Source organism: Lichenibacterium dinghuense, assembly GCF_021730615.1.
GTDB lineage: Bacteria > Pseudomonadota > Alphaproteobacteria > Rhizobiales > Beijerinckiaceae > Lichenihabitans > Lichenihabitans dinghuensis.
Genome location: NZ_JAJLMN010000001.1, coordinates 3,237,158 through 3,262,905, shown reverse-complemented (window position 1 = coordinate 3,262,905; position 25,748 = coordinate 3,237,158). Strand labels below are relative to the sequence as shown.

27 protein-coding genes are annotated in these 25,748 nt (G+C 72.8%); 22 read left to right on the top strand and 5 right to left on the bottom strand.

Annotated features, from left to right (window positions below; all coding sequences use genetic code 11):
• Positions 1–391: 391 nt before the first annotated feature.
• The 4 genes from L7N97_RS15570 to L7N97_RS15555 form a co-directional block, all read right to left on the bottom strand.
• Complete coding sequence (locus tag L7N97_RS15570) at positions 392–565, bottom strand: hypothetical protein (RefSeq protein ID WP_237479230.1); 174 nt, start codon at positions 563–565, stop codon at positions 392–394.
• Positions 566–765: 200 nt separating this feature from the next.
• Positions 766–990 (bottom strand): hypothetical protein, encoded by a 225-nt coding sequence (locus L7N97_RS15565; protein WP_237479229.1) that lies wholly within the window; start codon positions 988–990, stop codon positions 766–768.
• 104 nt (positions 991–1,094) lie between these two features.
• A complete protein-coding gene (locus tag L7N97_RS15560; protein ID WP_237479228.1) occupies positions 1,095–1,571 on the bottom strand; it encodes a hypothetical protein in 477 nt (158 codons plus the stop codon).
• On the bottom strand, positions 1,568–2,881 hold the full coding sequence (locus L7N97_RS15555; protein WP_237479227.1) for a tyrosine-type recombinase/integrase: 1,314 nt from the start codon (positions 2,879–2,881) through the stop codon (positions 1,568–1,570). The genes L7N97_RS15560 and L7N97_RS15555 overlap by 4 nt, the downstream gene beginning before the upstream one ends.
• A gap of 287 nt (positions 2,882–3,168) precedes the next feature.
• On the opposite strand from L7N97_RS15555, the gene L7N97_RS30560 reads away from it, so the two are divergent.
• The 14 genes from L7N97_RS30560 (at position 3,169) to L7N97_RS15490 (ending at position 16,637) form a co-directional block, all read left to right on the top strand.
• Positions 3,169–3,504, top strand: a complete 336-nt coding sequence (locus L7N97_RS30560) for a DUF6538 domain-containing protein (RefSeq protein WP_428980997.1) — start codon at positions 3,169–3,171, stop codon at positions 3,502–3,504.
• Positions 3,505–3,627: 123 nt separating this feature from the next.
• Entirely contained in the window at positions 3,628–5,085 is a 1,458-nt protein-coding gene (locus L7N97_RS15550) for a sensor histidine kinase (protein WP_237479226.1), read from the top strand.
• On the top strand, positions 5,070–6,419 hold the full coding sequence (locus L7N97_RS15545; RefSeq protein WP_237479225.1) for a sigma-54-dependent transcriptional regulator: 1,350 nt from the start codon (positions 5,070–5,072) through the stop codon (positions 6,417–6,419). Before L7N97_RS15550 ends, L7N97_RS15545 begins: the two co-directional genes overlap by 16 nt.
• A 104-nt stretch (positions 6,420–6,523) precedes the next feature.
• A complete protein-coding gene (locus L7N97_RS15540; protein ID WP_237479224.1) occupies positions 6,524–7,165 on the top strand; it encodes a hypothetical protein in 642 nt (213 codons plus the stop codon).
• Between the two features lie 104 nt (positions 7,166–7,269).
• Positions 7,270–7,755: a hypothetical protein gene (locus L7N97_RS15535; RefSeq protein WP_237479223.1), complete on the top strand. Its 486-nt coding sequence runs from the start codon at positions 7,270–7,272 to the stop codon at positions 7,753–7,755.
• Between the two features lie 69 nt (positions 7,756–7,824).
• Positions 7,825–9,102 carry an MFS transporter gene (locus L7N97_RS15530; protein WP_237479222.1) on the top strand — a complete coding sequence of 426 codons (1,278 nt, stop codon included), beginning with the start codon at positions 7,825–7,827 and terminating at the stop codon, positions 9,100–9,102.
• Entirely contained in the window at positions 9,099–10,250 is a 1,152-nt protein-coding gene (locus L7N97_RS15525; RefSeq protein WP_237479221.1) for a metallophosphoesterase, read from the top strand. Before L7N97_RS15530 ends, L7N97_RS15525 begins: the two co-directional genes overlap by 4 nt.
• A 61-nt stretch (positions 10,251–10,311) precedes the next feature.
• A complete protein-coding gene (locus L7N97_RS15520) occupies positions 10,312–11,556 on the top strand; it encodes an arsenic transporter (protein WP_237482263.1) in 1,245 nt (414 codons plus the stop codon).
• A 61-nt stretch (positions 11,557–11,617) separates the two neighbouring features.
• Complete coding sequence (locus tag L7N97_RS15515; RefSeq protein ID WP_237479220.1) at positions 11,618–12,544, top strand: DMT family transporter; 927 nt, start codon at positions 11,618–11,620, stop codon at positions 12,542–12,544.
• 56 nt (positions 12,545–12,600) lie between these two features.
• Entirely contained in the window at positions 12,601–12,912 is a 312-nt protein-coding gene (locus L7N97_RS15510) for a hypothetical protein (RefSeq protein WP_237479219.1), read from the top strand.
• A 51-nt stretch (positions 12,913–12,963) separates the two neighbouring features.
• Positions 12,964–14,256 carry an adenylate/guanylate cyclase domain-containing protein gene (locus L7N97_RS15505; protein ID WP_237479218.1) on the top strand — a complete coding sequence of 431 codons (1,293 nt, stop codon included), beginning with the start codon at positions 12,964–12,966 and terminating at the stop codon, positions 14,254–14,256.
• A gap of 48 nt (positions 14,257–14,304) precedes the next feature.
• Positions 14,305–14,826 (top strand): hypothetical protein, encoded by a 522-nt coding sequence (locus tag L7N97_RS15500; protein ID WP_237479217.1) that lies wholly within the window; start codon positions 14,305–14,307, stop codon positions 14,824–14,826.
• 3 nt (positions 14,827–14,829) lie between these two features.
• Positions 14,830–15,270, top strand: a complete 441-nt coding sequence (locus L7N97_RS15495) for a DUF421 domain-containing protein (RefSeq protein ID WP_237479216.1) — start codon at positions 14,830–14,832, stop codon at positions 15,268–15,270.
• Positions 15,267–16,637, top strand: a complete 1,371-nt coding sequence (locus L7N97_RS15490) for a DUF2254 family protein (protein WP_237479215.1) — start codon at positions 15,267–15,269, stop codon at positions 16,635–16,637. The genes L7N97_RS15495 and L7N97_RS15490 overlap by 4 nt, the downstream gene beginning before the upstream one ends.
• Positions 16,638–16,706: 69 nt before the next feature.
• Here L7N97_RS15490 and L7N97_RS15485 read toward each other — a convergent pair whose 3' ends face one another.
• The gene (locus L7N97_RS15485; protein WP_237479214.1) at positions 16,707–17,444 is read right to left on the bottom strand and encodes a FadR/GntR family transcriptional regulator; all 738 of its coding nucleotides are present in this window, start codon (positions 17,442–17,444) and stop codon (positions 16,707–16,709) included.
• A 220-nt stretch (positions 17,445–17,664) separates the two neighbouring features.
• Between L7N97_RS15485 and uxuA the strand changes: the two genes are divergently transcribed.
• The 8 genes from uxuA to L7N97_RS15445 all read left to right on the top strand — a co-directional run bounded on the left by uxuA (position 17,665) and on the right by L7N97_RS15445 (position 25,738).
• A complete protein-coding gene (uxuA, locus tag L7N97_RS15480) occupies positions 17,665–18,855 on the top strand; it encodes a mannonate dehydratase (protein WP_237482261.1) in 1,191 nt (396 codons plus the stop codon).
• A gap of 58 nt (positions 18,856–18,913) precedes the next feature.
• Positions 18,914–19,771 (top strand): fumarylacetoacetate hydrolase family protein, encoded by an 858-nt coding sequence (locus L7N97_RS15475; RefSeq protein ID WP_237479213.1) that lies wholly within the window; start codon positions 18,914–18,916, stop codon positions 19,769–19,771.
• The gene (locus tag L7N97_RS15470; protein ID WP_237479212.1) at positions 19,768–20,523 is read left to right on the top strand and encodes an SDR family oxidoreductase; all 756 of its coding nucleotides are present in this window, start codon (positions 19,768–19,770) and stop codon (positions 20,521–20,523) included. Before L7N97_RS15475 ends, L7N97_RS15470 begins: the two co-directional genes overlap by 4 nt.
• Positions 20,524–20,817: 294 nt before the next feature.
• Positions 20,818–21,978, top strand: coding sequence for an ROK family protein (locus L7N97_RS15465; RefSeq protein ID WP_237479211.1), 1,161 nt, complete (start codon positions 20,818–20,820; stop codon positions 21,976–21,978).
• Between the two features lie 64 nt (positions 21,979–22,042).
• Positions 22,043–23,116 carry a Gfo/Idh/MocA family protein gene (locus tag L7N97_RS15460; RefSeq protein ID WP_237479210.1) on the top strand — a complete coding sequence of 358 codons (1,074 nt, stop codon included), beginning with the start codon at positions 22,043–22,045 and terminating at the stop codon, positions 23,114–23,116.
• Complete coding sequence (locus L7N97_RS15455; protein ID WP_237479209.1) at positions 23,116–23,949, top strand: sugar phosphate isomerase/epimerase family protein; 834 nt, start codon at positions 23,116–23,118, stop codon at positions 23,947–23,949. Before L7N97_RS15460 ends, L7N97_RS15455 begins: the two co-directional genes overlap by 1 nt.
• Positions 23,946–24,758 (top strand): alpha/beta fold hydrolase, encoded by an 813-nt coding sequence (locus L7N97_RS15450; RefSeq protein WP_237479208.1) that lies wholly within the window; start codon positions 23,946–23,948, stop codon positions 24,756–24,758. The genes L7N97_RS15455 and L7N97_RS15450 overlap by 4 nt, the downstream gene beginning before the upstream one ends.
• Before the next feature lie 44 nt (positions 24,759–24,802).
• Positions 24,803–25,738, top strand: a complete 936-nt coding sequence (locus tag L7N97_RS15445) for an ROK family protein (protein ID WP_237479207.1) — start codon at positions 24,803–24,805, stop codon at positions 25,736–25,738.
• Positions 25,739–25,748 lie beyond the last annotated feature (10 nt).

Here is a 25,748-nt window from a genome sequence, read left to right as displayed (position 1 = left end):
ACCGTAATCGACGACGAGTCCGGCGCCCTTGCGCGGTTGCTGAAGGACTACAAATTCCGGGACAGTCCAGGGTAGGAGAGGGAATGTGTGTTCTCGCACCCGCGCCCGGAATCCATCCCGCCGGACGACGGTGATCCACCCCTCTTCGGTCGCTATGCGGGCAGCAGCGTCTTTGTCCGACTCGTCCCGAGCCCGCCAGGGTCGGGCGCGATGCGTGGCGTTGGGGAATTTTTTGAAGAATTTTCTGTCGGAAAGGCCGTCGTAGGGCTCCGCTTGCGATGTGGCGAGAATATTGAAAGTCATCATAGCTACTCCTTTCTGGGGCATTGCAGTGTTGTAGCTGAATAAGCGTTTTCTATGCAGTTAAGGGTGATCGCCTTGAGGGATTGCTTCACATCGTATGCCCTTCGGTGGCAAAGAGACGTAGCGCTTTGGCGATGAGCGCACCGTCAGTAGGACCAAGAGCAACCCCGTCAGACCCATCGCGCACTGCGGCCTCAATTTGTTCGGCAAGCAGCGCCGCAAGCTTGGACTCACTTAGGACAGAAAATTGTTCGTCGGTCATAGATTGTCCTTTTGCGCGAAGGCGCACGTTGTCTTCGCTTCAATTGTCGATATTGACCAGCATCGAAGTCATTGGTGATACGGTATCTCAGCGCTGGCGTGACATAAGAGCGGGACCGTAGAGAAGAAAGTAAGGACAGTGTGGTTATCGACGATGGTCGATCATCAGTATTTCGGCTCGTCGTATCCGTCGCGCAGCATTCAATGCAGTTCGGACGTGCTCGAAATTTTCACCGAAGTCCGACCCGCCGCCCAATCGTCGAGATCCGAGGGCAAGTAGACCGGAAAGCGGCCAAGCTTGCGGAATAGCGGGCCGCCGCCGACGCACGCGAGCTTCGCCAGGGTGCCGGCGCTGCCGACGCCGTACCGACTTTTCAGATACTCACCCGCCGCGGCGCGGCGGAGGAGGGTTTCGGGAGTAGTCATCGCCGGTCATCCTGAGAAAGGCGCCGCCGTGGCGCCGGATGACCATCCATCTCTCACACATTCCGGCGCCTGTCAGAGCGAAGGAGTCCAGCCAAAAGGCGGAATTAATGAGGATCGTTCCATGGCTCGTCGCGAGTTTCCGCCTCGGCCTTGTCAAGCTCCGCGATGGCTCCCTCTAACGTGCTCCGGCCGATCTCGAACTTGTCGCTGGTTTTGCCGAGCGCATGCTTTCGACTCATACCGCTTGCGATGAGGTCGCGGAAATGATGCACCGCAGGCCAGTGCTTCCCAATTGCAACGGCCGGCACGCCGCGGCGGCGCCTCGACAACGTCTTTACCTGAAACTCGCTCTCGGCGCGATCGTCGAAGAGGTCGGCGAGCCATGCGCGGACCTCGGGCGGTAAGGGCGCGGCCCCTCGCAACAGCGCGGCAAGTAGCCGGAGGTTCTGCCCCGCCCCGGCAGGCGGGCGCCCGACCTCCCACGTTGGCCTGCCTGCCGCATCCAGGCTTGCTGGGAACTCGCAATCCCGGCCCTCAACGGTGGCGAAAAAGCCGGACCAGTTCGGGGGAAGGGCGGTCACGCCGGCTCCTCCGCAGTTCTGGCCCGCCTAGGCCGCATCATGCCCGCGATCCGCGCCCCGGTGCTGTTTGTGGCCGTCCGCAATGGATCATCGTGAAGGTGCGCGTAAATTTCCGTCGTGCTTGCCTGCTTGTGCCCGAGTACCTTCCCCACGACAAACAGCGGCACGCCGTTTGAAACTGCTATACTCGCGAATGAGTGCCTCAAGTCGTGAAGGCGAAGGCCCGTGAAGTTCGGCGCGCGACCTGCGGGCTTGCCCGACGCGATGGCGGCGTCCCGCGCCATAGCCGTGGCGTGTTCCTTGACCGCCACCCAAGCCTTTTGCAAGCCGACGATGTGGCCCTCTGTCTTCGTCGAAGGCAAGACGAAGGGCGAGGTTCTATCCGGTGAATCGAGTTCGTGAAGAAGTTCCAGCGCTGCCGAGGCAAGCGGCACCACCTTCGCGCCAGTCTTTGAGTCGGGAAGCCGGAGGCATCCGGCGTCGAAATCGATCCAATCCCACCGCAGGCCTGTGATTTCGCTCTTGCGGCAGGCCGTGAGGGCCAGCAGGCGAATGGCCCCCGCCATCTCGGCATTGATCCCGCCAGCATCTTCAAGAGCCGTCAGGCCATCCATCAGCGCGCCGAGTTCGCGCTCGGTGAGAAACCGTTCGACCTTTGCCCCTGTGAACTTGACAACGCCAAGGGCGGGGTTCGCTGGGATGAGCTTTCGACGGACCGCGAAGGATAGCATCGCGGACACTGTCGCGACGGTGCGGGCGGCCGTACCCTTGCCCCCCGTGACCCGCGCGCGGCCATGCTTGCCCGTCTTCTCGTCGATCGCCGTCTTACCCGCCGCGATGTCGGCTTGCACCTTCGCCACGTCATCGGAGGTCAGCAACTTGATCGGCTTCCGGCCGATTAGCGGGACAACGTGCCGGGTCAGGTTCCCGCGGTCGAGTTCCCAGGAGCGAGCTTTCTTGTTCGGCCGATCCGCCGGGCCGTCGGCGAGGTATAACTCGACGAGGTCGGCCACCGTCTCGGCCGTGCGAGCCGCCGTCTTGACCTCCAACGGGTCGACCCCCGCCGACAGACCGCGCAATATCTCGACGGCCTTCCCCCGCGCTTCGTCGCACGTCCACGGGGAGCCATGCGCCCCGATTTTGAAACGCCGCGGACGGCCCTCGGGCGTCCGGTACTGAAGGACGTAGCTCTTCGACCCGGCGCCCGTCACCTTGAGGCCAAAGCCCTTCACGTCGGCGTCCCAGACAAAGAGGTCCTTGCCCCCCTCGGCGTGCGCTGCGTCTACGATCCTCTTCGTCAGCTTCGGCATACCCTTGCCCCGCCAGTAAGCGTCCAGTAAGCGGAACGTCCGGTTTTCCCGAGCTTACCCGCCATTCTGCGGGATCGCTGGTAAGCGAAAACCCTCATGAAATCAATGTTGAATCCCTCTCAGGACGACACAGGAAAGCCGGGGTAAACCGCAAACCGTCCCATTGGTAATGGAGAGGTCGAGAGTTCAATCCTCTCTGGCAGCACCATCAGTCCTCCTTGACGCCCAATGTGTTAGGTCTTTCCAGAGGCCTACAGCGTTCCCGCTCTCACACAGCGGGCTCACACATGGCGTTGAAGATGGCCCAGCCCTGGCGAGATCCGAAGTCTCACGCTTGGAACCTGCGGCAGCGTACCCCTCCTGAAGTCGTGAACAAGCTCAGGGGCGAGACTGTGATGCTTCCCGTGGGCGCTGGCGTCGCTGTTGGGAAGGTCGGGGCGACGGTCCAGGCCAGCCTTCGCACTTCCGATCCGAGAACGGCGAAGGAGCGACATGCCGAGGCCGATGTAGATCTTCGGAGGCTCTGGGACAGGCACCGAAGTGGCCTCGCGCGCCTTCCGGCGAAGCAGGCAGCAGCGCTCGCGGGCACGCTGTACGAGGCTTGGACGATGGCGGATGGTTGAGGCGCCCTGAACCGCGCCGGGCGCGATGCCCGTCGTCGGCGCGCGCCCATCCCCGCGCGAGACACGGCGCCCGCGGGTCCGTATAGGGTGGGGGACCAACCTTCCGCGACGCCGGACCTCCGCGTGCCACGATCCCTGCTCTGGCGATTGACCGCCGTCCTCGGCCTGCTCCTGGTCGCGGCCGTCACGTCGGGGTTCGTGATGTTCTCGCTGTTCGAGCAGTCGACGGCGGCGCGGATCGGCCAGGCCAGCGCGGTCGCGGGCCAGGCCTGCGGGGCCATCGCGCGGACCTACCGCTTCTACACGGCCGGCTGGAGCCGGGGGGCGCCGGACGTGGGGGACGCCGCCCTGCGGCGCGACCTCGTGGCCGTGGTCGCCACCGCGCTCGGCGACCGGCCGGCGATCGAGGGCGGCCTGTGGCAGGCGGACGCCGGCGCGCTGGCCTACGCCTACCCGACCTACGAGGGCGGCGAGCCGAAGACCGACGTGCCGGCCGCCGAGATCTCCCGCATCCGGGGCGCCGCGCGCGCGGCCCTCGCGGAGGATCGGCCGCAGGTCGCCCGCTACGACGCGGCGGCCGAAACCCTCGTGATCGCGTCCTGCCCGCTGGCCGGGCCCGTCCCCGCGCTCGCGGCCTGGACGATGACGCGGGTGCACAGCTTCGCCGGGGGCGCCTACGTCCAGCTCATGGCGGGGCTCGGGGTGCTCGCGGCCTCGACGGCCGGGGCCTGCCTCCTGGTGGCGATGCTGCTCGCGACGTGGCGCCGCCACGTCGCCGGGATCGAGGCGGCCTTCGCCGGGGCGGGCGCCGGCGACCTCCCGCGCCTCGCCCCCACGGGCGAGCGCGAGCTCGACCGCATCGTGCTCGCCATGAACGAGGCTGGGGTCCGCCTGGAGCGCTCGCGGGCGGAGATGCGCGCCCTGTCGGGCCAGGTCGCCGAGGCCGAGCGCCTCGCCGCTGTGGGGCGGGTCGCTGCGGGCGTGACCCACGAAATCCGCAACCCCATCGCGGCCATGCGCCTCAAGGCCGAGATGGCGCTGCGCGGCGACGAGCGCCGGATGGCGAAGGCGCTCCACCTCGTCATCTCCCAGGTCGACCGGCTGGACCTGCTCGTGCGCCGCCTCCTGGCCGTCACAGAGCGGTCCTGCCCGCACCCGGTCGACACCGATCTCGCGCCCTTCCTCGACGCTTGCGCGGCGCCCCATCGGCGGCCCGGAGGGCCCGCGGTGCGGGTCGACTGCGCCGTGCCTGCCGCCCGGCTCGACCGGGACCAGATGCGCCGCGCGCTCGACGGGCTGCTGTCCAACGCCGTCGAGGCGGCCGGGCCCGGCCCCGTCACGCTCCGGGCGGAGCGGGACGGGGAACGGCTCGCGCTGTCGGTGTCCGACGACGGGCCCGGTCCGCCGGACGAGATCCGGCACACGCTGTTCGAGCCCTTCGTGACGGGGCACCCGGAGCGGGCCGGGCTGGGCCTCTCCATCGTGCGCGAGATCGCGCGCGCCCACGACGGCAGCGTCGAATGCCGGCGGGACGGCGGCGTCACGACGTTCAGACTGGAGGTCCCATGGCGCGCGTCCTGATCGTCGACGACGACGAGGCCTTCCGGGACGCGCTCGCCGACGCCGTGAGGGACCTCGGCCACGACGTCCGCGAGGCGGCCTCCGGCCGCGAAGGGGACGCCGCCGCGGCCGAGGGCGGGATCGACGCCGTGATCCTCGACCTGCGCATGCCGGGCATGGACGGGCTGGAGGTGCTGCGCCGCATCCGCGCCCGCCCGGCGCCGCCGCCCGTGGTGATCCTCACCGCCCATGCGGCGGCCGCCAACACGATCGAGGCGATGCGGCTCGGCGCCGTCGACCACCTCACCAAGCCCATCGCTTCGAGCGACCTCCGGCGCGCGCTCGACCTCATGCTGGCCCACCGGGACGCGGACGCCGCCCCCGCCCCGGCCGTCGCGGACGACCTCGTCGGGTCGAGCGCCGCCATGCGGGCCGTGCAGAAGACGATCGGGCTCGTCGCCGACCGGGACGACACCGTGCTGGTGACGGGGGAGACGGGCACCGGCAAGGAGGTGGTGGCGCGCGCCATCCACCGGCACGGGCGCCGCTCCGGCGGCCCCTTCGTGGCGGTCAACTGCGCCGCCATCCCGCGCGACCTCTTGGAAAGCGAGCTGTTCGGCCACGCCCGCGGGGCCTTCACGGGCGCGGCGGCGGACCGGGCCGGCGCGTTCCGGGACGCCCACGGCGGCACGCTGTTCCTCGACGAGATCGGCGACATGGACCCGGCCATGCAGGCCAAGATCCTGCGCACCCTCCAGGAGCGGGTCGTCACCCCCGTCGGCGGCCGGCCCGCGCCGGTCGACGTGCGCGTGGTGGCGGCCACCCACCGCGACCTCGGGGAGCGGGTGCGGGAGGGCGCGTTCCGCGAGGACCTGTACTACCGCCTCGCCGTGGTGCCGGTGCACCTCCCTCCCCTGCGCGAGCGCGCGGCCGACATCCTGCCGCTCGCCGAGCACTTCCTCCGGCAGGTCGGCGGGCCGCCCCTCGACGCGGGGGCCGCCGGGGCGATCGTCGGCCATGCCTGGCCCGGCAACGTGCGGGAGCTGCGCAACGTCGTCCAGCGCCTGTCCGCCCTGGTCCGGGGGCGGGCGGCGACGGCGGCCGACCTCGACCTGTTCCCACCGCGGCCCGCGCCCGGCGCCGCCCTCGACTGGCCCGACGAGGACCTGCCGAGCGCGATCGCCCGGCTGGAGGAGTTCCTGATCCGCCGGGCGCTCGACCGCAGCGCCGGCAACCGCACCGAGGCGGCCCGGATGCTCAACATCCGCCGCCAGCACCTCTACAGCAAGCTCGAGCGCTACGGGCTCGGGCTGTCCGGCGGACGGACGGAGGCTGTCCCCGACGACGACAGCTGACGCGCCCCCGGACGCGCCTTCGCAGAGGGATTTTTAGGGCCCGCCGGCTGGCACGGCGGCTGCAGTGAGGGGCCGGTCCCCCGTGGACCGCCCCGGACCCCTTCATGCACGGCCCCTCGCTCCAGCTGATCACCCTGCTCGTCCTCTTCGGCGCGGGCTCCGTCCGGGCGCAGGACGTCGTCGGCGCGCGCGGGCCGGCGCACCCGGGCCTGCTCGCCTACCGCGGGCGCGTCGAGCGCTTCACGCTCGCGCCGGGCGGGGAGGTCGACGGCGTGCTGCTGGCCGACGGGACGGAAGTCGAGACGCCGCCCCACCTGTCCGCCCAGGTGACGGCGGCCATCCGCCCCGGCGACACCGTGACGGTGCGCGGCCTCAAGGCCGCGTCCCTCCCCCTCGTCCGGGCCGTGACGATCGAGGACGACCAGACCGGCCGATCGATCGCGGACCGCGGGACGTCGGCCGGGACAGAGGCCGCTGGCCCCGCGCCCGGCACGCCCATGCGACGCGAGGGGCGGGTCCGCCTGCTGCTGCACGGCGCGCAGGGCGACGTGAACGGCCTCCTGCTGACGGACGGCACGACGATCCGCATCGCGCCCAGGGGCGCCTCCGCCCTGCCGGACGCCTACCGGCCCGGCAGCGCAGTGGTGGCCGAGGGCGAGGGCCGCACCTCGGCCTACGGGACGGTGATCCGGGCGGTGTCGGTCCTCCCCCACGCCCTCGACGGCCCGCCCCCTCCCTCGCCCTGAGATCTTCCGGGACGCGACCCGCACCCCGGCAGACCGCGCCCCAGATGGAGGCGCGGACGACCGCTCCCGCCTTCGGGAGCCGACACGACTGAGGACCCATCCCCATGCCGCACAAAGAGCCCGCCGCGACCGTCGAAGGCGAGATCTCGGACGTCTTCGCCCACCGCTTCGTGGTCCGCACCGCCGAGGGCTCGGTCATGGCGGACCTCGGGCCCAAGGGCGCGAAGAAGGCCGACGTCAAGGTCGGCGACAAGGTCAAGCTGACCGGCAGGCAGACCCCCTCCGAGCTCAAGGTCGCGACCTTCGAGCGCGGCGGCGAGACGATCGCGGTCGAGGGGCCGGACGGGCACGAGGACGAGCACGAGGAGGCCGATCCCGCCGCCGCGCTCAAGGCCGTGAAGGACCTCGGGCACGAGGTCGTGGGCGAGCCGCGCCGCAAGCCGAAGCACTTCGAGGTGCTGGCGAAGGACGGGAAGGGCGCCCACCACGAGCACCACGTCGCCCACGACGGCGAGATCAAGAAGACAAAGGCCGGCGATCCCGCCGACGACAAGTGGAAGAAGTCCAAGAACAAGGCCAAGGCGGCCTGACGCGCGTCGACCTTTCACGACCGAGCGGGCGGCCGGCGGCCGCCCGCGACCCTAACCAGGACTCCGGCCATGGCCTCGAACACGGATGCGACGACGGTGCGGGGCCGCTGGCCGCTGCAATCCCTGAACTTCTTCATGGCCGACATGCAGGCCGGCATCGGCCCGTTCCTCGGCGTGTTCCTGCTCGCCCACGGATGGCAGAGCGGGCTCATCGGCTCGGTGATGACGATCGGCGGCGTGGCCGGCATGCTGATGACGGCCCCGGCCGGCGCTCTGGTCGACGCCACGACGCGCAAGCGGCTCTACGTCATCGTGCCCGGCATCTGCACCGTGCTGGCCTCGATGCTGCTCCTCGTGTCCCAGCAGTTCTGGCTTGTCGCGACCTCGCAGGTCGCGACCGCCATCGCGGGCGCCGCCATCGGCCCGGCGGTCGCCGGCATCACGCTCGGCATGGTGCGCCAGCGCGGCTTCAACCGGCAGAACGGCCGCAACCAGGCCTTCAACCACGCCGGCAACATGGTGGGGGCGGGCTTGTCGGGCTTCCTCGGCTGGAAGTTCGGCTTCACGGCCGTGTTCTGGCTCGCCGCCGCCTTCGGCGTCGCCTCGATCGCCTCGGTCCTGATGATCCCCGCCGACGCCATCGACGACGAGGCGGCGCGCGGCCTCGAGAAGGACGGCAAGGACGGCGGCCAGGCGAGCGGCTTCAAGGTGCTGCTGGAATCGAAGCCGCTGCTCGTGCTGGCCGCGGCGCTCGCCTGCTTCCACCTCGGCAACGGCGCCATGCTGCCCCTCTACGGCCTCGCGGTCGTGTCCGCCAAGGCGGGCGACCCGTCCCTCTTCGTCGCCAAGACCATCGTGGTGGCCCAGGCCGTGATGATCGTCGTGTCGCTCATCGCCATGCGGGTCGCGGAAGGCCGGGGCTACTGGCTCGTGCTGCTGATCTCCTTCGCGGCGCTGCCGGTCCGCGGCTTCCTCGCGTCCCACATGATCGACGCCTGGGGGGTCTACCCCGTGCAGGCCCTCGACGGCATCGGCGCCGGGCTGCAGAGCGTCGCCGTGCCGGGCCTCGTCGCCCGTATCCTCGACGGCACGGGCCGCGTCAACGTCGGCCAGGGCGCCGTCATGACCGTGCAGGGCCTCGGCGCCTCGCTCAGCCCCGCCATCGGCGGCTGGATGGCGCAGGGGATCGGCTACGGCACGACCTTCATCGTGCTCGGCAGCTTCGCGCTCCTGTCGATCGCCCTGTGGGTCGGCTTCGCGGGGATCGTGAAGCCCGCCTGCGCCGGAGCCCCGGACACCCCCGATTCCACCAAGCCCGGCGCGACCGCGTCGGGCGCCCTCGCATGAGCCAGGACACCGACATGCCCGCAGCCTCGAACGACGGCGTGCTCGCCTTCGCGCACATCGGCGACCTCCACCTGACGGACGCCCGGCAGCGCAACTTCACCGACCTCCTCGCCATCGTGGCGCAGATCGAGATCGAATGCGCCCGCACGCTCGACTTCGTCGTGCTGCCCGGCGACAACGCCGACAACGGCCTGCCCGGCCAGTACGCGCTGGCCGCGACCGCGCTGAAGATGCTCAGCGTGCCGGTGCACGTGATCCCCGGCGACCACGACATGGAGCAGGGCGGGCTCGACAACTTCTACCGCGGGCTCGGGGCCGACCCGCTGCCGAAGGCCCTGACGGTGCGGGGCGTCCGCTGCCTGTTCCTCGACATCAGCGGGCCGGGCACCGGCGGCCCCGACTTCCGCCTCGGCGCCGACCAGGCCGCGTGGCTCGCGCGCGAGCTCGGGGACGCGGAGCGCCAAGGCCTGCCGAGCCTCGTCTTCACCCACACCTACCCCGACGACCTCCAGGGCGAGGGCGAGACCGAGGCGATGAACCGCCTCCTCGCGGCCCACGACGTCGCGCTCGTCGACATGGGGCACACCCACTACAACGAGCTCAGCAACGACGGCCGCACGATCTTCGCGGCGACCCGCTCGACCGGCCAGATCGAGGAGGGCCCCGTCGGCTACTCGATCGCGACGCTCGACGGCGGCGTGGTGAGCTGGCGCTTCCGCGCCCTCGACGACGGCTTCCCCTTCGTGGTGATCACGGCCCCGGCCGACCACCGCCTGATCCGCGGGGAGGACCAGCGCGTCGGGGCGCGCTGCACCGTCCGGGCGCTGGTCTTCGGCGCCTCGGCGACGCGCCGCGTCGCGTGCCGGGTCGAGGGCGGCGAGTGGGTCGAGATGGCCCGCGCGGACGGGAGCGACCTGTGGTCGGCCGACCTCGACCTGCCCGGCGACCGCCTCGTCGGGATCGAGGTCCACGCGGTGGACGCGCTCGGCCGGCCGGGCGTGCACGCGATCCGGGCGGCCGGCCCCGGCTTCGCGCCGCCGCACCGCGCGGCGCGCGGCAGCGACGCGGATTCCGTGGGCGCCTGGCCGGAGAACGGCATCTTCGGCACGCAGCTCGGCCCCAACCGCAACGGCGCCGCGAAGTCCTGAGCCGCGCGCCTCCGACCACCCCTCCCTCACCTTCGGGATCTCCTTCGTGACGCAGATACAGATGTGGACCTGGGGCATCGCCGCCCTGGCGACGGCCGGCGTCATCGTGCGCCCCTTCGACTGGCCGGAGGCCATCTGGGCGGTCGCGGGCGCGGTGGTGCTCGTCGTCGCCGGCCTGCTGCCCATCAAGGACGCTCTGGCGGGCGTCGGCAAGGGCACGGACGTCTACCTCTTCCTGACCGGCATGATGCTGCTCAGCGAGATCGCGCGCGAGGAGGGCCTGTTCGACTGGATGGCCGCCGTGGCGACCAAGCGCGCCAAGGGCTCGCCGCAGCGGCTGTTCCTGCTGGTCTACCTCGTCGGCACGGTGGTCACGACCTTTCTGTCGAACGACGCCGCCGCCGTGGTGCTGACCCCGGCCGTCGCCGCCGCGGTGAAGACCGCCAAGGCCAAGGACCCGCTGCCCTACCTGTTCATCTGCGCCTTCATCGCCAACGCGGCCTCCTTCGTGCTGCCGATCTCGAACCCGGCCAACCTCGTGATCTACGGGGCCCACATGCCCCCGCTGCTGCACTGGCTGCCGCGCTTCGCGCTCCCCTCGCTGCTGTCGATCCTGGCCACCTACGCTGTGCTCCGGATCTCGCAGCGCGGGGCGCTGCGAGACGACAAGATCGAGCAGGACGTCGAGGTGCCCGGGCTCAAGAGCACCGGCAAGCTCGCCGGCGCCGGCATCGCGGTCACGGCCGTCACGCTGCTGGTCTCCTCGGCCTTCGACATCCAGCTCGGCCTGCCCACGGCCATCTGCGGCGTCGGCACCGCCGCGGCCGTGCTGATCCTCGCCCGGTCCAACCCCTGGAACACCGTGAAGTCCGTCTCCTGGGCCGTGCTGCCGCTGGTGGCGGGCCTCTTCGTCATGGTCGAGGCGCTCGACAAGACGGGCCTGATCAAGATGATCAGCGACGCGCTGCACGAGGCCGCGCAGGCCTCCGCCACCGAGGCGGGATGGGGCGCGGGCGTGCTGATCGCCTTCGTGTGCAACATCATGAACAACCTGCCGGCCGGCCTCATCGCCGGCAGCGCCGTGCAGAGCGCCCACGTGTCCGACCGGGTGACCAGCGCCATCCTGATCGGCGTGGACATCGGCCCCAACCTGTCCGTCACGGGCTCGCTCGCCACCATCCTGTGGCTCACGGCCCTGAAGCGCGAGGGCGTCAGCGTCGGCGCGGGCAAGTTCCTGAAGCTCGGGGTGCTCGTGATGCCGCCCGCGCTCATCCTCGCCCTCGCCGGCCTGTTCCTCGTCGGTTGATCCGCCCCATTCTCACAAACCCAGGCCGCATCCGGACGCGATCAGGCCGCGAGGACCCAACGTGAACGCCACACTCCTCTACCCCTTCATCCTCGTGGCCGGCGCCCTCCAGGCGCTCGGCAACTCCATGAACGCGATGCTGCGCGGCCGGCTGGTCAACCCCTGGCTCGCCGCCACGGTGTCGTTCCTGCCCATCGTCTTCGTCTTCGCGACCATCTTCCTCATCCTGCCGACCCCGCTGCCCACGCTGGAATCGCTCGGCAGGATGCCCTGGTACGCGCCGCTCGGCGGCGTCGCGGGCGCGGTCGCGGTGTTCGGCGGCCTCGCCTTCGTGGACAAGGTCGGCGCCGGCCCCTTCAACGGGCTGATCATCACCGGCAACATCCTCACCTCGCTGGCGCTCGACGCCTTCGGGCTGTTCGGCCTCAACGGCTCCGGCTTCAGGATCATGCCCTGGATCGGCGGCCTGCTGATGGTGGGCGGCATCGTGCTGATCGCGCGCACCAGCGCGAAGGACGAGGGCGAGGAGAAGGACGAGGGGCTCGCCGGCAAGCTGCTCTACCCGTTCATCCTGGTCGCGGGCGCGCTCCAGGCGATCGGCGTCGTGTGGAACGCGCAGCTGCGCGGCGCGCTGGTCAACCCGTGGCTCGCCGCCACCGTGTCGTTCATCCCCGTGGTGTTCGTGTTCCTCTTCGTATTCCTGGTGCGGCCCTCGCCGCTGCCGGACCGCGAGGGCGTCGCCCGGGTGCGCTGGTGGATGCCGCTCGCCGGCCTCGCTGGCGCGGTCGCGGTGTTCGGCGGCCTGCTGTTCGTCGACAAGGTCGGCGCGGGCGCCTTCAACGGCCTGCTGATCACCGCCAACCTGCTCACCTCCATCGCGCTCGACCACTTCGGCTGGATCGGCATGCGCCAAGTGCGGGCCGGCCGCGAGCGGCTGGCGGGCGCCGGTATCATGGTGGTGGGCATCCTCCTGATCTCGATCTTCTGACCCCGGACCTCGCGCCGCGGCCCGGCGCCGATCCGCCCCGACATGTGAGAGACGACATGAGACGAACGATCCTCGCCGCCGCGCTGGCCTGCGCCGCGGCGTCGCCCGCCGCCGTCCGGGCGCAGGACTGGGGCGGGGCCGCCGGGGTCGCGGCCATGCGCGGCTACACGGCCTCGGCGGGCGTGCAGGCGGGCGGCCCCGTCGGCGCGCCCGCCCCGGCGCCCGCGGAGGTCGAGGCCGTGTCGGCTCCGTCCGGCACTTTCGCGCCCGCGCGGCCGGTCGCCGGCCTCGCGGGCGACGTCCCGCACCGGTGGCGCGCCGCCGCGGCCCGGCCGAGGCACGGCCACCGCCGCCTGAGGCGCGCCTGATGGCCCGGTCCCGCCGGGCGGGCCGTCCGCTCGGCCCGCCGGCGCCGGAGCATGGCTGACGGCCCGCCCCGGCGCGCCCGCCCGTCGCTGCCGCGCTCCGGGGCGGCGCTGGCGGCCGGCTTCGTGCTGCTCGGGGCCGTGCTGATGGCCTCGGTGCTGGTGTCGACGCGGCGCCAGGGCGACGACGCGCTCCTGCGCCGCGCGCTGGAGGTCGAGGTGGACCTCGGCAACCTCCGGTCCGCGCTGCTCGACGCCGAGGTGGGCCAGCGCGGCTACCTCCTCACCGGCGATGCCGACTTCCTCGGCCCCTATCGCGCGGCGTCGGACCGGCTCGGGGCCGCGCTGGCCCGGCTCGGCGCGGCCACCCGCGCGTCGCCCGAACAGGCGGCCCTCGTCGCCGAGATCCGCACGCTCGCGGAGGACAAGCAGGCCGAGATGGCCCGGACGCTCGCCCTCCAGGACGCCGGGCGCCTCGACGAGGCGCTCCGCCTCGTGCGCGACAAGACCGGCGTGGCCCTGATGGACGGCATCCGGGAGCGCATCGGCGCGATGGACGCCGCGCAGCAGCGCGCCGTGGAGGAGCGCGGCCGCGAGGTGCGGCGGGCCAACGCGGCGACGACCGCCACGGCCGTCGTGGCGCTGGTGCTGATGGCCGCCGTCGCCCTGGCGGCCCTGGCGGAGGTCCGCCGCCGGGCCCGCCTGGCCCGGTTCCTGCCCGCGGCGGTCGCGGACCGGATCGCCGACGGCGACCGCGCCCTGAGCGCGGGGCGCACCGCGCCCGCGACCGTGGCCTTCGTCGACATCCGGGGCTTCACGGCGCTGGCCGAGGATCTGTCGCCGCAAGCGATCTCGGCCCTGCTGACCACGTTCCGCGGCGCCGTGTCGGAGGCGGCGCACCGCCACGGCGGGTTGATCGACAAGTTCATCGGCGACGGCGCCCTCGCGGTCTTCGGCGCCCTCGACGGCGGGGGCGGGAGCCACGGCGGCTCGGCCGCGGCGGCCCTGCGCTTCGCCGACGAGCTGCGGGCGGCGCTGGCCGGCCTCGCGCCGAAGGGCGAAGCCCTGCGCTTCGGGATCGGCCTGCACCACGGCGAGGTGTTCTGCGGCGTCGTCGGCGGGGCCGAGCGGCGCGAATTCACGGTGCTCGGGGACGTGGTCAACGTGGCTTCGCGGATCGAGGCGGCCAACAAGGCGTTCGGGACGGAGGTGCTCGCCTCGGAGGCCGTGCTCGCGGCGGCCGGGGCCGACCGGGCGGGCTGGCGCGAGGTGAGCCGCGAGCCGCTGCGGGGCCACCGCGGAGCCGTCGCGCTCTTCGCACGTTGGCGGGGCGCGCCCGTCCGGTGAGCCGGCGCGCCGTGCGGCGGACGCCGTCCGGAACCCGAAGGGAGAACCATGCGGATCATCCACGACGACCCGCCCATGCGCGACGAGATCGCGGCCGGGTTCTACCCGCGCTTCGAGGGCGGGTGGCACCGGGCCGAGCTCGTGGGGCGGGCCGCGATGCTGGCCTTCGTCGCCGTCTGCGGCCTGGGCCTGCTCGGCCAGGGCCCGCTCGGCGAAAGGAACGCCGCCAACGTCGACCGGTCCATCTCCATCCGCTACGAGCCCGTCGTGCGCCACGGCGCGCCGACGACGATCCTGCTCGACACCAAGGTGCCGCCCGGCGGCGACAAGGTCGCCGTGACGGTCGCCAAGGAGCTGGTCGACCAGTTCAGCCTCGAGCATCTCACCCCGCAGCCCGCGCGCTGGGAGGCCGGCGACGACGGGATCCGCCTCGAATTCCCGATCCAGCCCGGCGCCGCGCGCGTCTTCCTGCGCTTCGCCGGCTCGCCCTCGTTCCTCGGGAGCAGCCGCATGTGGGCGCGGCTCGACGCGGGTGAGACCCTGTCCTGGACCCAGTATGCGGTGCCCTGAGCCATGACCACGATCCTCAAGGCCGCGGCGGCCTACCTCGTCGTGCTCTTCGTGATCCGCCTCATCGGCCGGCGCACGGCGTCCCAGCAGGCGCCGATGGACATGGTGGTGCTGTTCATGTTCGGCGGCATGAGCGTCAGCGCCGTGCTGGGCGACGACCATTCCTTCGTGGGCGCCATGAGCGCGCTGTTCACGGTGGGGCTGATGCACGTCGGCGTGTCCTGGCTGCGCATCCGCTTCGTGTGGCTGGAGCGCGTCCTCGACGGCACGCCCATCGTGGTGTTCCGGACAGGGCGGTTCGACGAGACCGCGATGCGCCGGCTGCGCATGCAGCAGGCCGACGTGCGCACCGCCGCCCGCCAGCAGGGCCTCGACGACCTCGACGCCGTCGCGGCCGCGGTGGTGGAGCGCGACGGGACCATCTCGGTGCTGGAGCGGGAGTGAGGCCGCGTCGCGGCCCGCGGGCGATCGACCGCGGCGGGCGGTGGGCCGAGCGGCTCCGCCGCGCCTTCGGCGAGTTCCTGGCCGTCCCGCTCCTGATCGTGCTCGCCTTCCTGGCCCTGGCGGTGCTGGTCGACCGGGCCGACAACACGGCGGGCGCGGTCGAGACCTGGGGCCCGCTGCGCCGCTTCCTCGGCCAGTACGCGGGCGACACGCAGTCCGCCATCGTCGTGCTGACCGCCATCGCGGGCAGCCTCATCACCGTCGCCTCGATCACCTTCTCGATCCTGCTGCTGGCCGTCCAGCAGGGGGCGACGGCGCTGACCTCGCAGGTGGTCGAGCACTACCTGCGCCGCCTGTCCAACAAGGCCTATTTCGGCTTCTTCGTCGGCGCCTCGGTGTTCGTGCTGGTGACGCTGGTGCAGACCGGCCACACGCCGCATCCCGTGCTGGGCGTCGCGGTCTCGACCCTGTGCGCCGGCGCGTCGCTGGTCGTCCTGCTGCTGCTGATCTACTCGACCGTGGACCAGACCCGCCCGGTCAGCCTGCTGAAGTCCATCCACGACACCACCGTGCTGGCCCGCGGGCGGCAGGCCGCCTGGCTCGAGCGGACGTCGCCCCCGCGCGAGGGGGACCTCGACGCCGGCACGCCGGTGCTGAGCGGCCGCTACGGCTACCTCGCGCGGCTGCGGCTCGGCGCGCTCGAACGGCTCGCGGCGCGGGCGCCGGGCAGCCGGATCGTCGTGTGCTTCACGGTCGGGGACCGCGTCGCGAGCGGGGACGTGCTGGCCCGGGTGGTCGGCCCGCCGGTCGACGCGGGGCTCGCGGCGGCGATCCGCGACGCCCTGCCGATCGAGGAGAAGCGCGACATCGGCGTCGACGCGGCCTGGGGCGTCGGCCACCTCGGCAGCATCGGCTGGACCGCCCTGTCGTCCGTCAAGTCGGATCCGGCGCTCGGCGCCCTGGCGGTCCACATGCTCGACGACCTGCTCGACCGCTGGGCCGGCGGGCGGGCCGTGCCCCCGCGGCCGGCCGGCGCCGCGGTCGCCTATCCCGACCGCATCATGGACCTGCTGCTCGATCAGATCGAGGGCCTCGTCGTGTCCACGGCCGAGTCGCACCAGCACCAGAGCCTCGCCCTGATCGTGGGCGGTCTCGCCCGCCTCTTCCCGGCGCTGAACGGGCACGAGCAGCGGGCCGTCGCGCGCATCGCCGGCACGGTCGCCTCCGCCCTGCCGAGCCACCTGCCCGCCCGCGCGCTCGCCGCGTCCCTCGCGGACCTGCGCGGCACGCTCGGGCGCCAGGGCTTCGCCGAGGCCGCGGCCCGCCTCGCGGCGGCCGAGGACGCGCTCAGCCGGAACAGCCTGTGACACGCCCCTCGGCCGAACAGGCCGGTCCGCGGGACGACGCGTCGCCGCCGCTGACGCGACGACCCGGTCTCAGACGGCGGCCGGCGGCGGCGCGCCCGGCCCCTCGTCGGCACCGGGCACGAAGCGGAGGCCGTAGTCGAGGTGCTGGCCGACCAGGTAGGCGTAGGCCACACGGTCGCGCTCGCGCAGCGCGGACACGATCCCGGCATGCGCCGCCCGCGTGTCCGCCTGCACGGCCCGGCCGGCCTTGCCGACCCGCATGATCTCCTCGATCACCGGGCGCAGCATCCGGAACGCCTCCAAGGTCGTGCGGTTGCCGGACAGGGCGACCAGGGCCTCGTGGAAGGCGTAGTCCTCCCGCGCCCGCTCCGCGACGGTTTCGGCGCCCGCGAGGCGGTCGTTGATGGCTTCGAGCCGGTCGAGGTCGGCGCCTTCCGCCCGCCGCATGACCTCGTCGCCCACGCCGGCCTCCACGAGCCTCCGGAACCCCTGGACGTCCCTGAAGCCGTCCCGCGACACGCCGAGGTGGAAGGAGAAGACCCGCCGCACCGCCTCAGCGTGGCCGCCCGCGATCACGGCCCCGGACTTCGGCCGCGTCTCGACGAGGCCGTAGGCGCGCAGCACCACCAGCGCCTCGCGCACCGTGTTGCGCGAGGCGGCGAACATGTCGCCGAGCTCGCGCTCGGTCGGGATCGGGTCGCCGACGCCGAGGTTCCGGTCCGCGACGAGCGCGCGGATCTGACCGACCAGCCGGTCGACCGCCGACAAGCGCGGCGTTCCCGCCTTCGCCGTGCTGCGTGGTTCCATGCGGGCCTCCGTCGGTCGGATATGTTGGACCAGACCGCGGCGGCTCGCAACAGGCGGAGCGGCCCCGGTCCGGCGCACGACGACCTCGCGAGCCCTCGCGTCCCGATCTCGCGCGGCCGGCCTCGTCCGCCCTTGCGTCTATGCCGGAAATCCGTCAGACGAAGACATCTGGTCCAACAAAAGAGGCTCGGCGATGGGCGAGGCGGCGACGGCACCGATGATGGAGGAATGCTTCCGCTGGTACGGCCCGAGCGACCCCGTGCCGCTGGCCCACATCCGCCAGGCCGGGGCCACGGGCATCGTCACGGCCCTGCACGAGGTTTACGACGGCTCGCCCTGGCCCGAGGCCGCCTTGCTGGAGCGCAGGGCGCTGATCGAGGCGGCGGGGCTGCGCTGGTCGGTGGTCGAGAGCATCCCGGTCCACAACGCCATCAAGGTCGCGGGCCCGGAGCGGGACCGGTACGTCGGATGGTACAAGGATTCGCTGCGCGCGGTGGCGCGGGCCGGCGTCGCGACGGTCTGCTACAACTTCATGCCGGTGCTCGACTGGACCCGCACCGAGCTGCGCCACCCCATGCCGAACGGCGCCCTGGCGCTGCGCTTCGACGCGGTGGACTTCGCCGCCTACGACCTCTTCGTCCTGCGCCGCCCCGGCGCGGCGGCCGACTACGCGCCGGACCGGGCCGCGGCCGCGGAAGGCCGCATGGCGGAGATGACCGAGGAGCGCGCCGCCCGCATCGAGCGCAACCTCATCGCCGGCCTGCCGGCCACCGAGCGCCGCTACGACCGCGCGCTCCTGCTCCGGGCCCTGGCCGACTACGAGGGCCTGACCGCCGACGACCTCCACGGCCACCTCGCGCACTTCCTGCGCGCCATCGTGCCGGTCGCGGAGGAGTGCGGGGTCCGCCTCTGCATCCACCCGGACGACCCCGCCTTCCCGCTGTTCGGGCTGCCGCGCATCGTGTCGACGGCCGCGGACGCCCGCCGCATCCTCGCGGCGGCGGACAGCCCCGCCAACGGGCTGACCTTCTGCACCGGCTCCTACGGCACGCGCGCGGAGAACGACCTGCCCGCCATGGTGCGGGAGTTCGGGCCGCGCATCCACTTCGCCCACCTGCGCAACGTCCGGCGCGAGCCCGACGGCTCGTTCCACGAGGCCGACCACCTCGACGGCTCGACCGACATGCCGGCCGTCGTGATCGCCCTGCTCGACGAGGGGGAGCGCCGCCGCGCGGAAGGGCGCGCCGACTGGCGGATCCCGCTGCGCCCGGACCACGGTCACCTGATCGCCGACGACATCGCCAAAGAGCGCATCAACCCTGGCTACTCGCTGATCGGCCGGCTGCGCGGCTTGGCCGAGCTGCGCGGCGTCATGCACGGCGCCCTGGCCGAGCGCCGCCTGCGGGGCTGAGGCGCCCGGCCATCCCGCGAACGACGGCCGTGGCAGGCCGCAGGAGACCACAGGACCCATGAAGCTTCTACGCGTCCGGGGCGAGCACGGCCCCATCCCCTGCCTCCTCGATCCGGAGGGGCGGGCCCGCTCGGTGGCGGCCCACGTCGCCGACTTCACGCCGGAAACGCTGCCCGGGACCCGGCCGGCGCTGGCGGGGCTCGACCTCGCCGCCCTGCCCGCCGTCGAGGCGCCCGACGCCGACCTGCTGCCCCCGATGTCCTGCCCGCGCAACATCTGGTGCATCGGGCTCAACTATTCGGACCATGCCGCGGAGGCCGGCATGCCGGTGCCGAGCGAGCCGATCCTGTTCAACAAGTCGTCGGCGACCTACTGCGGGCCCTTCGCGCCCATCCTCCACGCGCCGACCATGACCAAGCTCGACTGGGAGGTCGAGCTCGGCATCGTGATCGGCCGCCGCACGCTCGGCATCGGCGAGGGCGAGGCGATGGACCACGTGTTCGGCTTCACGCTGGTCAACGACGTGTCCGAGCGGGCCTGGCAGATCGAGCGCGGCGGCCAGTGGGTGAAGGGCAAGAGCTACCCGAACTTCTGCCCGACCGGCCCCTGGCTCGTCACCCCGGACGAGGTCGCCGACGTGCAGGACCTCGGGCTCTGGCTCGACGTGAACGGGCAGCGCATGCAGACCGGAACGACGGCCAAGATGGTCTTCGGCGTCCGGCAGATCGTCGCCTACATGAGCCAGTTCTGCCAGCTCGAGCCCGGCGACCTCATCTGCACCGGCACGCCGCCCGGCGTCGGCATGGGCCTGAAGCCGCCCCGCTACCTCGCGCCCGGCGACGTCGTCACGCTCGGCATCGACGGCCTCGGCGCCCAGCGCCAGACTGTGACGCCGGTCGGGGAGCAGGCCCGATGAGCGCGCCGGCGTCGTCCGGCCGCCTCGCCGGCAAGGTCGCGGTCGTCACCGCGGCGGGCCAGGGCATCGGCCGCGCCGTCGCGGAGCGGCTCGCCCAGGAGGGCGCCGAGGTCCACCCGAGCGACCGCCGCCTCGACCTGCTGGCCGGCTGGGGCGGGCCCGCCGCGGCCGCGCTCGACGCGACCGACGAGGGCGCGGTCGCGGCCTATTTCGAGCGCTTCCCCCGCGTCGACGTGCTGGTGCACGCCGTGGGCTACGTCCACCAGGGCACGATCGAGGAATGCTCGCCGGCCGACTGGCGCCGGAGCCTGTCGATCTCGCTCGACAGCGCCTACCTGGTGCTCGCCGCGGCGATCCCCCGGATGAAGGCCGCCGGCGGCTCGATCGTCACGATCGCGTCGGTGGCCTCGTCCATCAAGGGCTTCCCCCGCCGCGCCGCCTACGGGGCCGCGAAGGGCGGCGTCATCGGCCTCACCAAGGCGGTGGCGGCCGACTACCTGAAGGATCGCATCCGCTGCAACGCCGTGTGCCCCGGCACGGTGGACTCCCCCTCGCTCCGCGAGCGGATCGACGACCTCGCCGCGCAGATGGGGAGCCGCGACAAGGCGATGGACTTCTTCGTCGGCCGCCAGCCCTCCGGCCGCTTCGGCACGGTGGAGGAGGTCGCCTCGGTCTGCGCCTTCCTGGCCTCGGACGACGCCGCCTTCGTCACCGGCCAGGCCGTCTGCGTCGACGGCGGCATCACGATCTGACGCCCGGCGCGGTCGCGCGGGAGTCCGCGCGACCTCCCTCGGGTCCGGCAGGCCCGCGGCCGATCGCTTCGCCATGCCGATCTTCCGGTTGCCGTCCGGCAGACCGCCAGCGGCCGACGCGGGGCTCCCGGCCCCGTGCTGGCGAGGGTCGAGGCCTTCCGCGAGGGACGCCGAAACGTTCGGCATCGCGCTGCGGGCGGCCAGGCTGCAGGTCACGACGCCGCGTCCCGCATTGCCCGGGCGCGCCGTGTCTGCCTAATGGGCCCGGAACCGTGCCTCGGGTGTGCCGCGACCGTGAATACGACGACGCTTCTGAGGCAGATCAACGCGTCGCGATGCCTGCGGCTGCTGCGCGGGGGGCGGGCCCTGTCGAGGTCCGAGATCGCGCGCGAGCTGAACGTCACGCGGACCACGGCCGGCAACGCGGTGAAGCTCCTCCTCGACGAGGGGCTCGTGTGGGAGCCGGAGGGCGTCGTCGCGGCCGCCCGCATCGGCCGCCCGAGCGTCGGACTGTCCCTGAACCCGTCCGGCGCCTTCTTCGTGGGCCTGAGCATCGAGACGACCGCGCTGACCGCGGTCTTGATCGACCTCTCCATGGCCGCGCTCGCCACCGTGGTCGAACCCCTCGGGCCGGACGGGCGCGACGTCGACGCCGTCGCGGCGCGGCTCGCCGCCATGGCGGACAGCGTCATGCTGAAGGCCGGACGCCGGCGCGGCCGCATCCGCGGCGTCGGGGTGTCCATCCCGGGCCTCGTCGATCGCGACGGCCTCATCAAGAGCGCGCCCTTCCTCGACTGGCGGAACGTCGACCTCCGCGGCCGGCTCCGGGCGAGCCTCGGGGCCGGCGTGGAGGTCCGCGTCTGCAACGACGCTGTGGCGCTGGCGCGCGCCGTCTGCGCGACCGCGGGCGAGGCGGACACGCGGGAGTTCCTGATGGTCCTGATGTCCGAAGGCATCGGCAGCGCCTTCGTGCGGCAGGGCCAGGTCGTCGAGGGGGCCAACGGCTACGCGGGCGAGCTCGGCCAGATGGTCATGGCCGCGACCTGCGGCCAGGGCCGGCGCGACACGTTCCAGCTCCTGGCCGGGCACCGCTTCTTCCTGCCCTTTGTCGCGCCGGGCCGCCCGGTGATCGAGGCCCTGGCCGAGCTCGCCGAGAGCGGATCGACGGCCCCGGAGTTCGAGGAAGCCCTCCAGCTCTGGGCAGAACGGCTGACGGCGGGGTTCCTCAACGCGATCCGCCTCCTCGACCCCGAACGGATCGTGCTCGGCGGCCCCCTGTCGCGCCTGTTCCCGCGCGTGGCCGACCGGGTGCGCGCCAACCTGTTCGAGGAACTGCTCGGCGTGCAGGCGCCCCCGATCACCGTCTGCGCCTTCGGGGCCGAGGGCGCCGCGGTCGGCGCCGCCGCGACCATCCGCGAGGACCTGTTCGCGCTCCCGACCATCGACGAGACCTGAGCGTCACCCGCCCCGTTGCGTCCCATTTGTTTTTGGCTTAGACAAGGACAAAAGGGAGGGCCCGATGGCCGAACAAGAGCGCCTGCTGCGCGTGGGCATCCTGGGATGCGGGCCCATATCGCAATTCGCCCACCTCGAATCCGCCCAGAAGGGCCGGAACGTCGCCCTCCAGGCCGTCTGCGACGCCGACGTGGGCCTGGCCAAGCGCTTCGGCGAGTTCTACGACGCCGAGCGCATCTACTTCGACTACGACGAGATGCTGGCCGACCCGGACGTCGACGCCGTGGTGATCGGCACCTCCGACGCCTTCCACGTCCCCGCCGCCCTGCGGGCCCTCGCGGCGGGCAAGCACGTCCTCTGCGAGAAGCCGATCGGCACCGGCGTCGAGGAGGTGGAGCGCCTCGCCGCCGCGGTCGAGAGGAGCGGCCTCGTGCTCCGGGTCGGCCACATGCTGCGCTTCGACCCCGGCGTCGAGTCGGCCAAGGCCTTCGTGGACGGCGAGATGGGCGAGATGCTCGCCCTCAAGGCCTGGTACTGCGACTCGACCCACCGCTACACGGTGACCGACGCGGTCCAGCCCCTGCCCCGCCAGGGGACCCGCGTCATGCGGCCGAGCGGCGACCCCAAGGCCGATCGCGAGCGCTACTACATGCTCGCGCACGGCAGCCACCTCGTCGACCTCGCGCGCTTCCTCGCCGGCCCGATCCGCTCCGTGCACGCGCGGCTGAGGCAGCGCTTCGGCGCCTATTCGTGGTTCGTCGACATCGAGTTCGAGAACGGCGCCATGGGCCACCTCGACCTGACGGTCGCGATCCGCGGGGACTGGTCGGAAGGGTTCGAGGTCTACGGGGAGAACGGGAGCGCGCGCGCCAGGATCCTGAACCCCTGGTACTACAAGTCGGCCGAGGTCGAGATCTTCCACGAGAAGGACGCGACGACCACGCGCGTGCTGGGGGCGGACGGCCACTTCTACCGCCGCCAGCTCGAAGGCTTCGCCGAGGCCGTGCTGACGGGCTCCGAGCCGCGCGGGGCCGACATCCGCGACGGCTTGGCCTCCGTGAAGGCCATGGCGGCCATCATGCAGTCCGTGCGCAGCGGCCGGCCGGTGGATGTCGAGACGGCCGGGGGAGAGGTTTGATGGTCCCCGGGATCTTCGCGCGGACCTACGCGCACCGCGACCTTCCGGAGCTGTTCGGCCGCATCCGCGGCGACGGCTTCGCGGCCGTGCAGTTCAACCTGTCCTGCGCCGGCCTGTCCCCGCTGCCCGCTGACCTCCCCGCCGGGCTGCCGGAGCGGATCCGCCGTGAGGCCGACGCGGCGGGCGTGGACCTCTGCGCCCTGTCCGGCACGTACAACATGGCGCATCCCGACCCGGACCGCCGCGCCGCGGACCGGGTCGGCTTCGCCAACGTGGTCCGGGCCGCCGCCGACATGGGCGTGCCGCTGGTGACGCTGTGCACCGGATCGCGCGACCCCGCCGACATGTGGCGGGGCCATCCGGAGAACGGCACCCCGGAGGCGTGGTCCGCCGTGCGCGGCGAGCTCGACGTCGCGCTCGACCTCGCCGGCCGCGCGGGCCTTCACCTCGGGGTGGAGCCGGAGCCGGGCAACGTGGTGTCCGACGCCGCGGTGGCCCGCAGGCTGCTCGACGAGGTCGGCGGCGAGCGCCTCGGCATCGTCCTCGACGCCGCCAACCTGCTCCCCCCCGAGGCCCTGCCGCGGCAGGCCGCCATCGTGGCGCGGGCCTGCGTGCTGCTCGGCCCGCATCTCCTCCTCGTGCACGCCAAGGATGTCGACGCGGAGGGTCGCGTGGTGCCCGCCGGCCGGGGCGCGGTCGACCTGCCCGGCTTCGTCGCGGCCGTGCGCCGGGCCGGCTACGACGGCCCGCTGGTCGGCCACAACTTCGCCGAGCACGAGGCGCCGGGCGTCGCGGCGGAGCTCGCACGGCTGATCGGGGCCGGATCGGCATGACGGGCGGCGACTTCAGGGCTCCCGACGGCTGCCGCCTCGCCTACGACGTCCAGGGCGAGGGGTTGCCCGTCCTGTGGCAGCACGGGCTCGGCGCCGACCGCGCCCAGCCGGCCGAGGTGTTCCCCGACCTGCCCGGCGTGCGGCGCATCACGCTGGAGTGCCGCGGGCACGGCCGGTCCGACCTCGGCGACGAGGCCGGCCTGTCGATCGCGCGCTTCGCCGACGACGCGCTCGCCCTCCTCGACCACCTCGGCATCGACGGAGCCGTGGTGGGCGGCATCTCGCTCGGCGCCGCCATCGCGCTCCGCCTGGCCGCGCTCCACCCGGCCCGCGTCGCCGGCCTCGTCCTGGCGCGTCCCGCCTGGGTCGACGAGGACGGCCCGGAGCGGCTCGCGATCTACCGCGACGTGGCCGCGCTGCTGCGCGATCACGGACCCGACGAGGGCCGCCGGCGCCTTCTGGACCTGCCGCGATACCGCGCGGTGGCGGAGGCCTCGCCCGACAACGCCGCCTCGATGAGGTGGTTCTTCGACCGGCCCCGGCCCGACACCACGATCGCGCTCCTCGACCGCATCCCGCTCCAGGGGCCCGGCGTGCCGCGCGACGCGATCGGGCGGCTCGATCTGCCCGCGCGGGTCATCGCCAACGACCAGGACTACGTGCATCCGCTCGCGGCCGCCCGCACGCTCGCCGGGCTGATCCCGGACGCCGAGCTGCGCGTGGTGACCTCGAAGACCGTCGACCGGGAGCGGTACGTGGCGGAGTTCCGGGCGGCCCTGGCCGATTTCCTCCGCGGGCAGGCGGCCTGACGATGGCCGCCCCCGCCCCCCCCCCGCCCGGCGACGGGCCCATCATGGTGATCGACATCGGGGGCACGAACGTCAAGTTCGGCTTCGTCGACGCGTCGGGGCCGCACCTCTACGGCCGGCTCTTCGCGACCGAGCGCCTGCGGGCGGGCGACCCCGTCGCCGTCCTGGCCGGCTTCGTGTCCGCCGCGGCGGGCGACACGGGCCTCACACCCTCGGCCATCGTCGCGACCGTGCCGGGCTTCGTCGACGCCGACTTCGACCGCGTCCTTTCCGCGGCCAACGTCCCGAGCCTGAACGGGCGGGCCCTGGCGAGCGAGCTCGGCTCCGCCGTCGGCTGCCCGGTCTACCTGGAGCGCGACGCTGTGCTGGCCCTGGCCGGCGAGATCGCGGCGGGCTGCGCCCGCGGCGCGGACCACGTGCTCGGGATCTTCTTCGGGACCGGCATCGGGGCCGCCTACGTGTCGGGCGGCGCGCCCTTCCGCGGCGGGGGGTGGGCCCTCGAGATCGGCCACATGCCGTTCCGCGGCGAGGGCCGCAGGCTCGAAGGCCTGCGCACGGACGCCATCGAGGCCTATTGCTCGGGCCGGGTCCTCCGGGATCTGGCGGCCCGCCACGGCATCGAGGTCGCCGACGTGTTCTCGGCCACCGGGCGGACGGGCGCGTTGGCGGCGGAGCTGGCCGATTTCGTGCGCGACCAGGCTTTCGCGGTCGCGACCGCGGTGGCCCTGTTCTCCCCGGCCACCGTCGTGCTCGGCGGCGGCGTGCTCGACATGGACGGCTATCCGCGGGACCGCCTGCTCGCCCTGATCGACGCCCACGCGCCCGCAGCGGAGACGGGGCGGCGACTGGACGTGCGCTGGTCCGAGCACGGCTGGCTGAGCGCCCTGCACGGCGCGAGGCGCGTGCTCGCCGAGCGCTCGCGGCCGCCGACCGCCGCGGCGCCCGACGAGATGCCCGAGGGGCGCCCGAGCGGCGCCTGACCGACGCCGC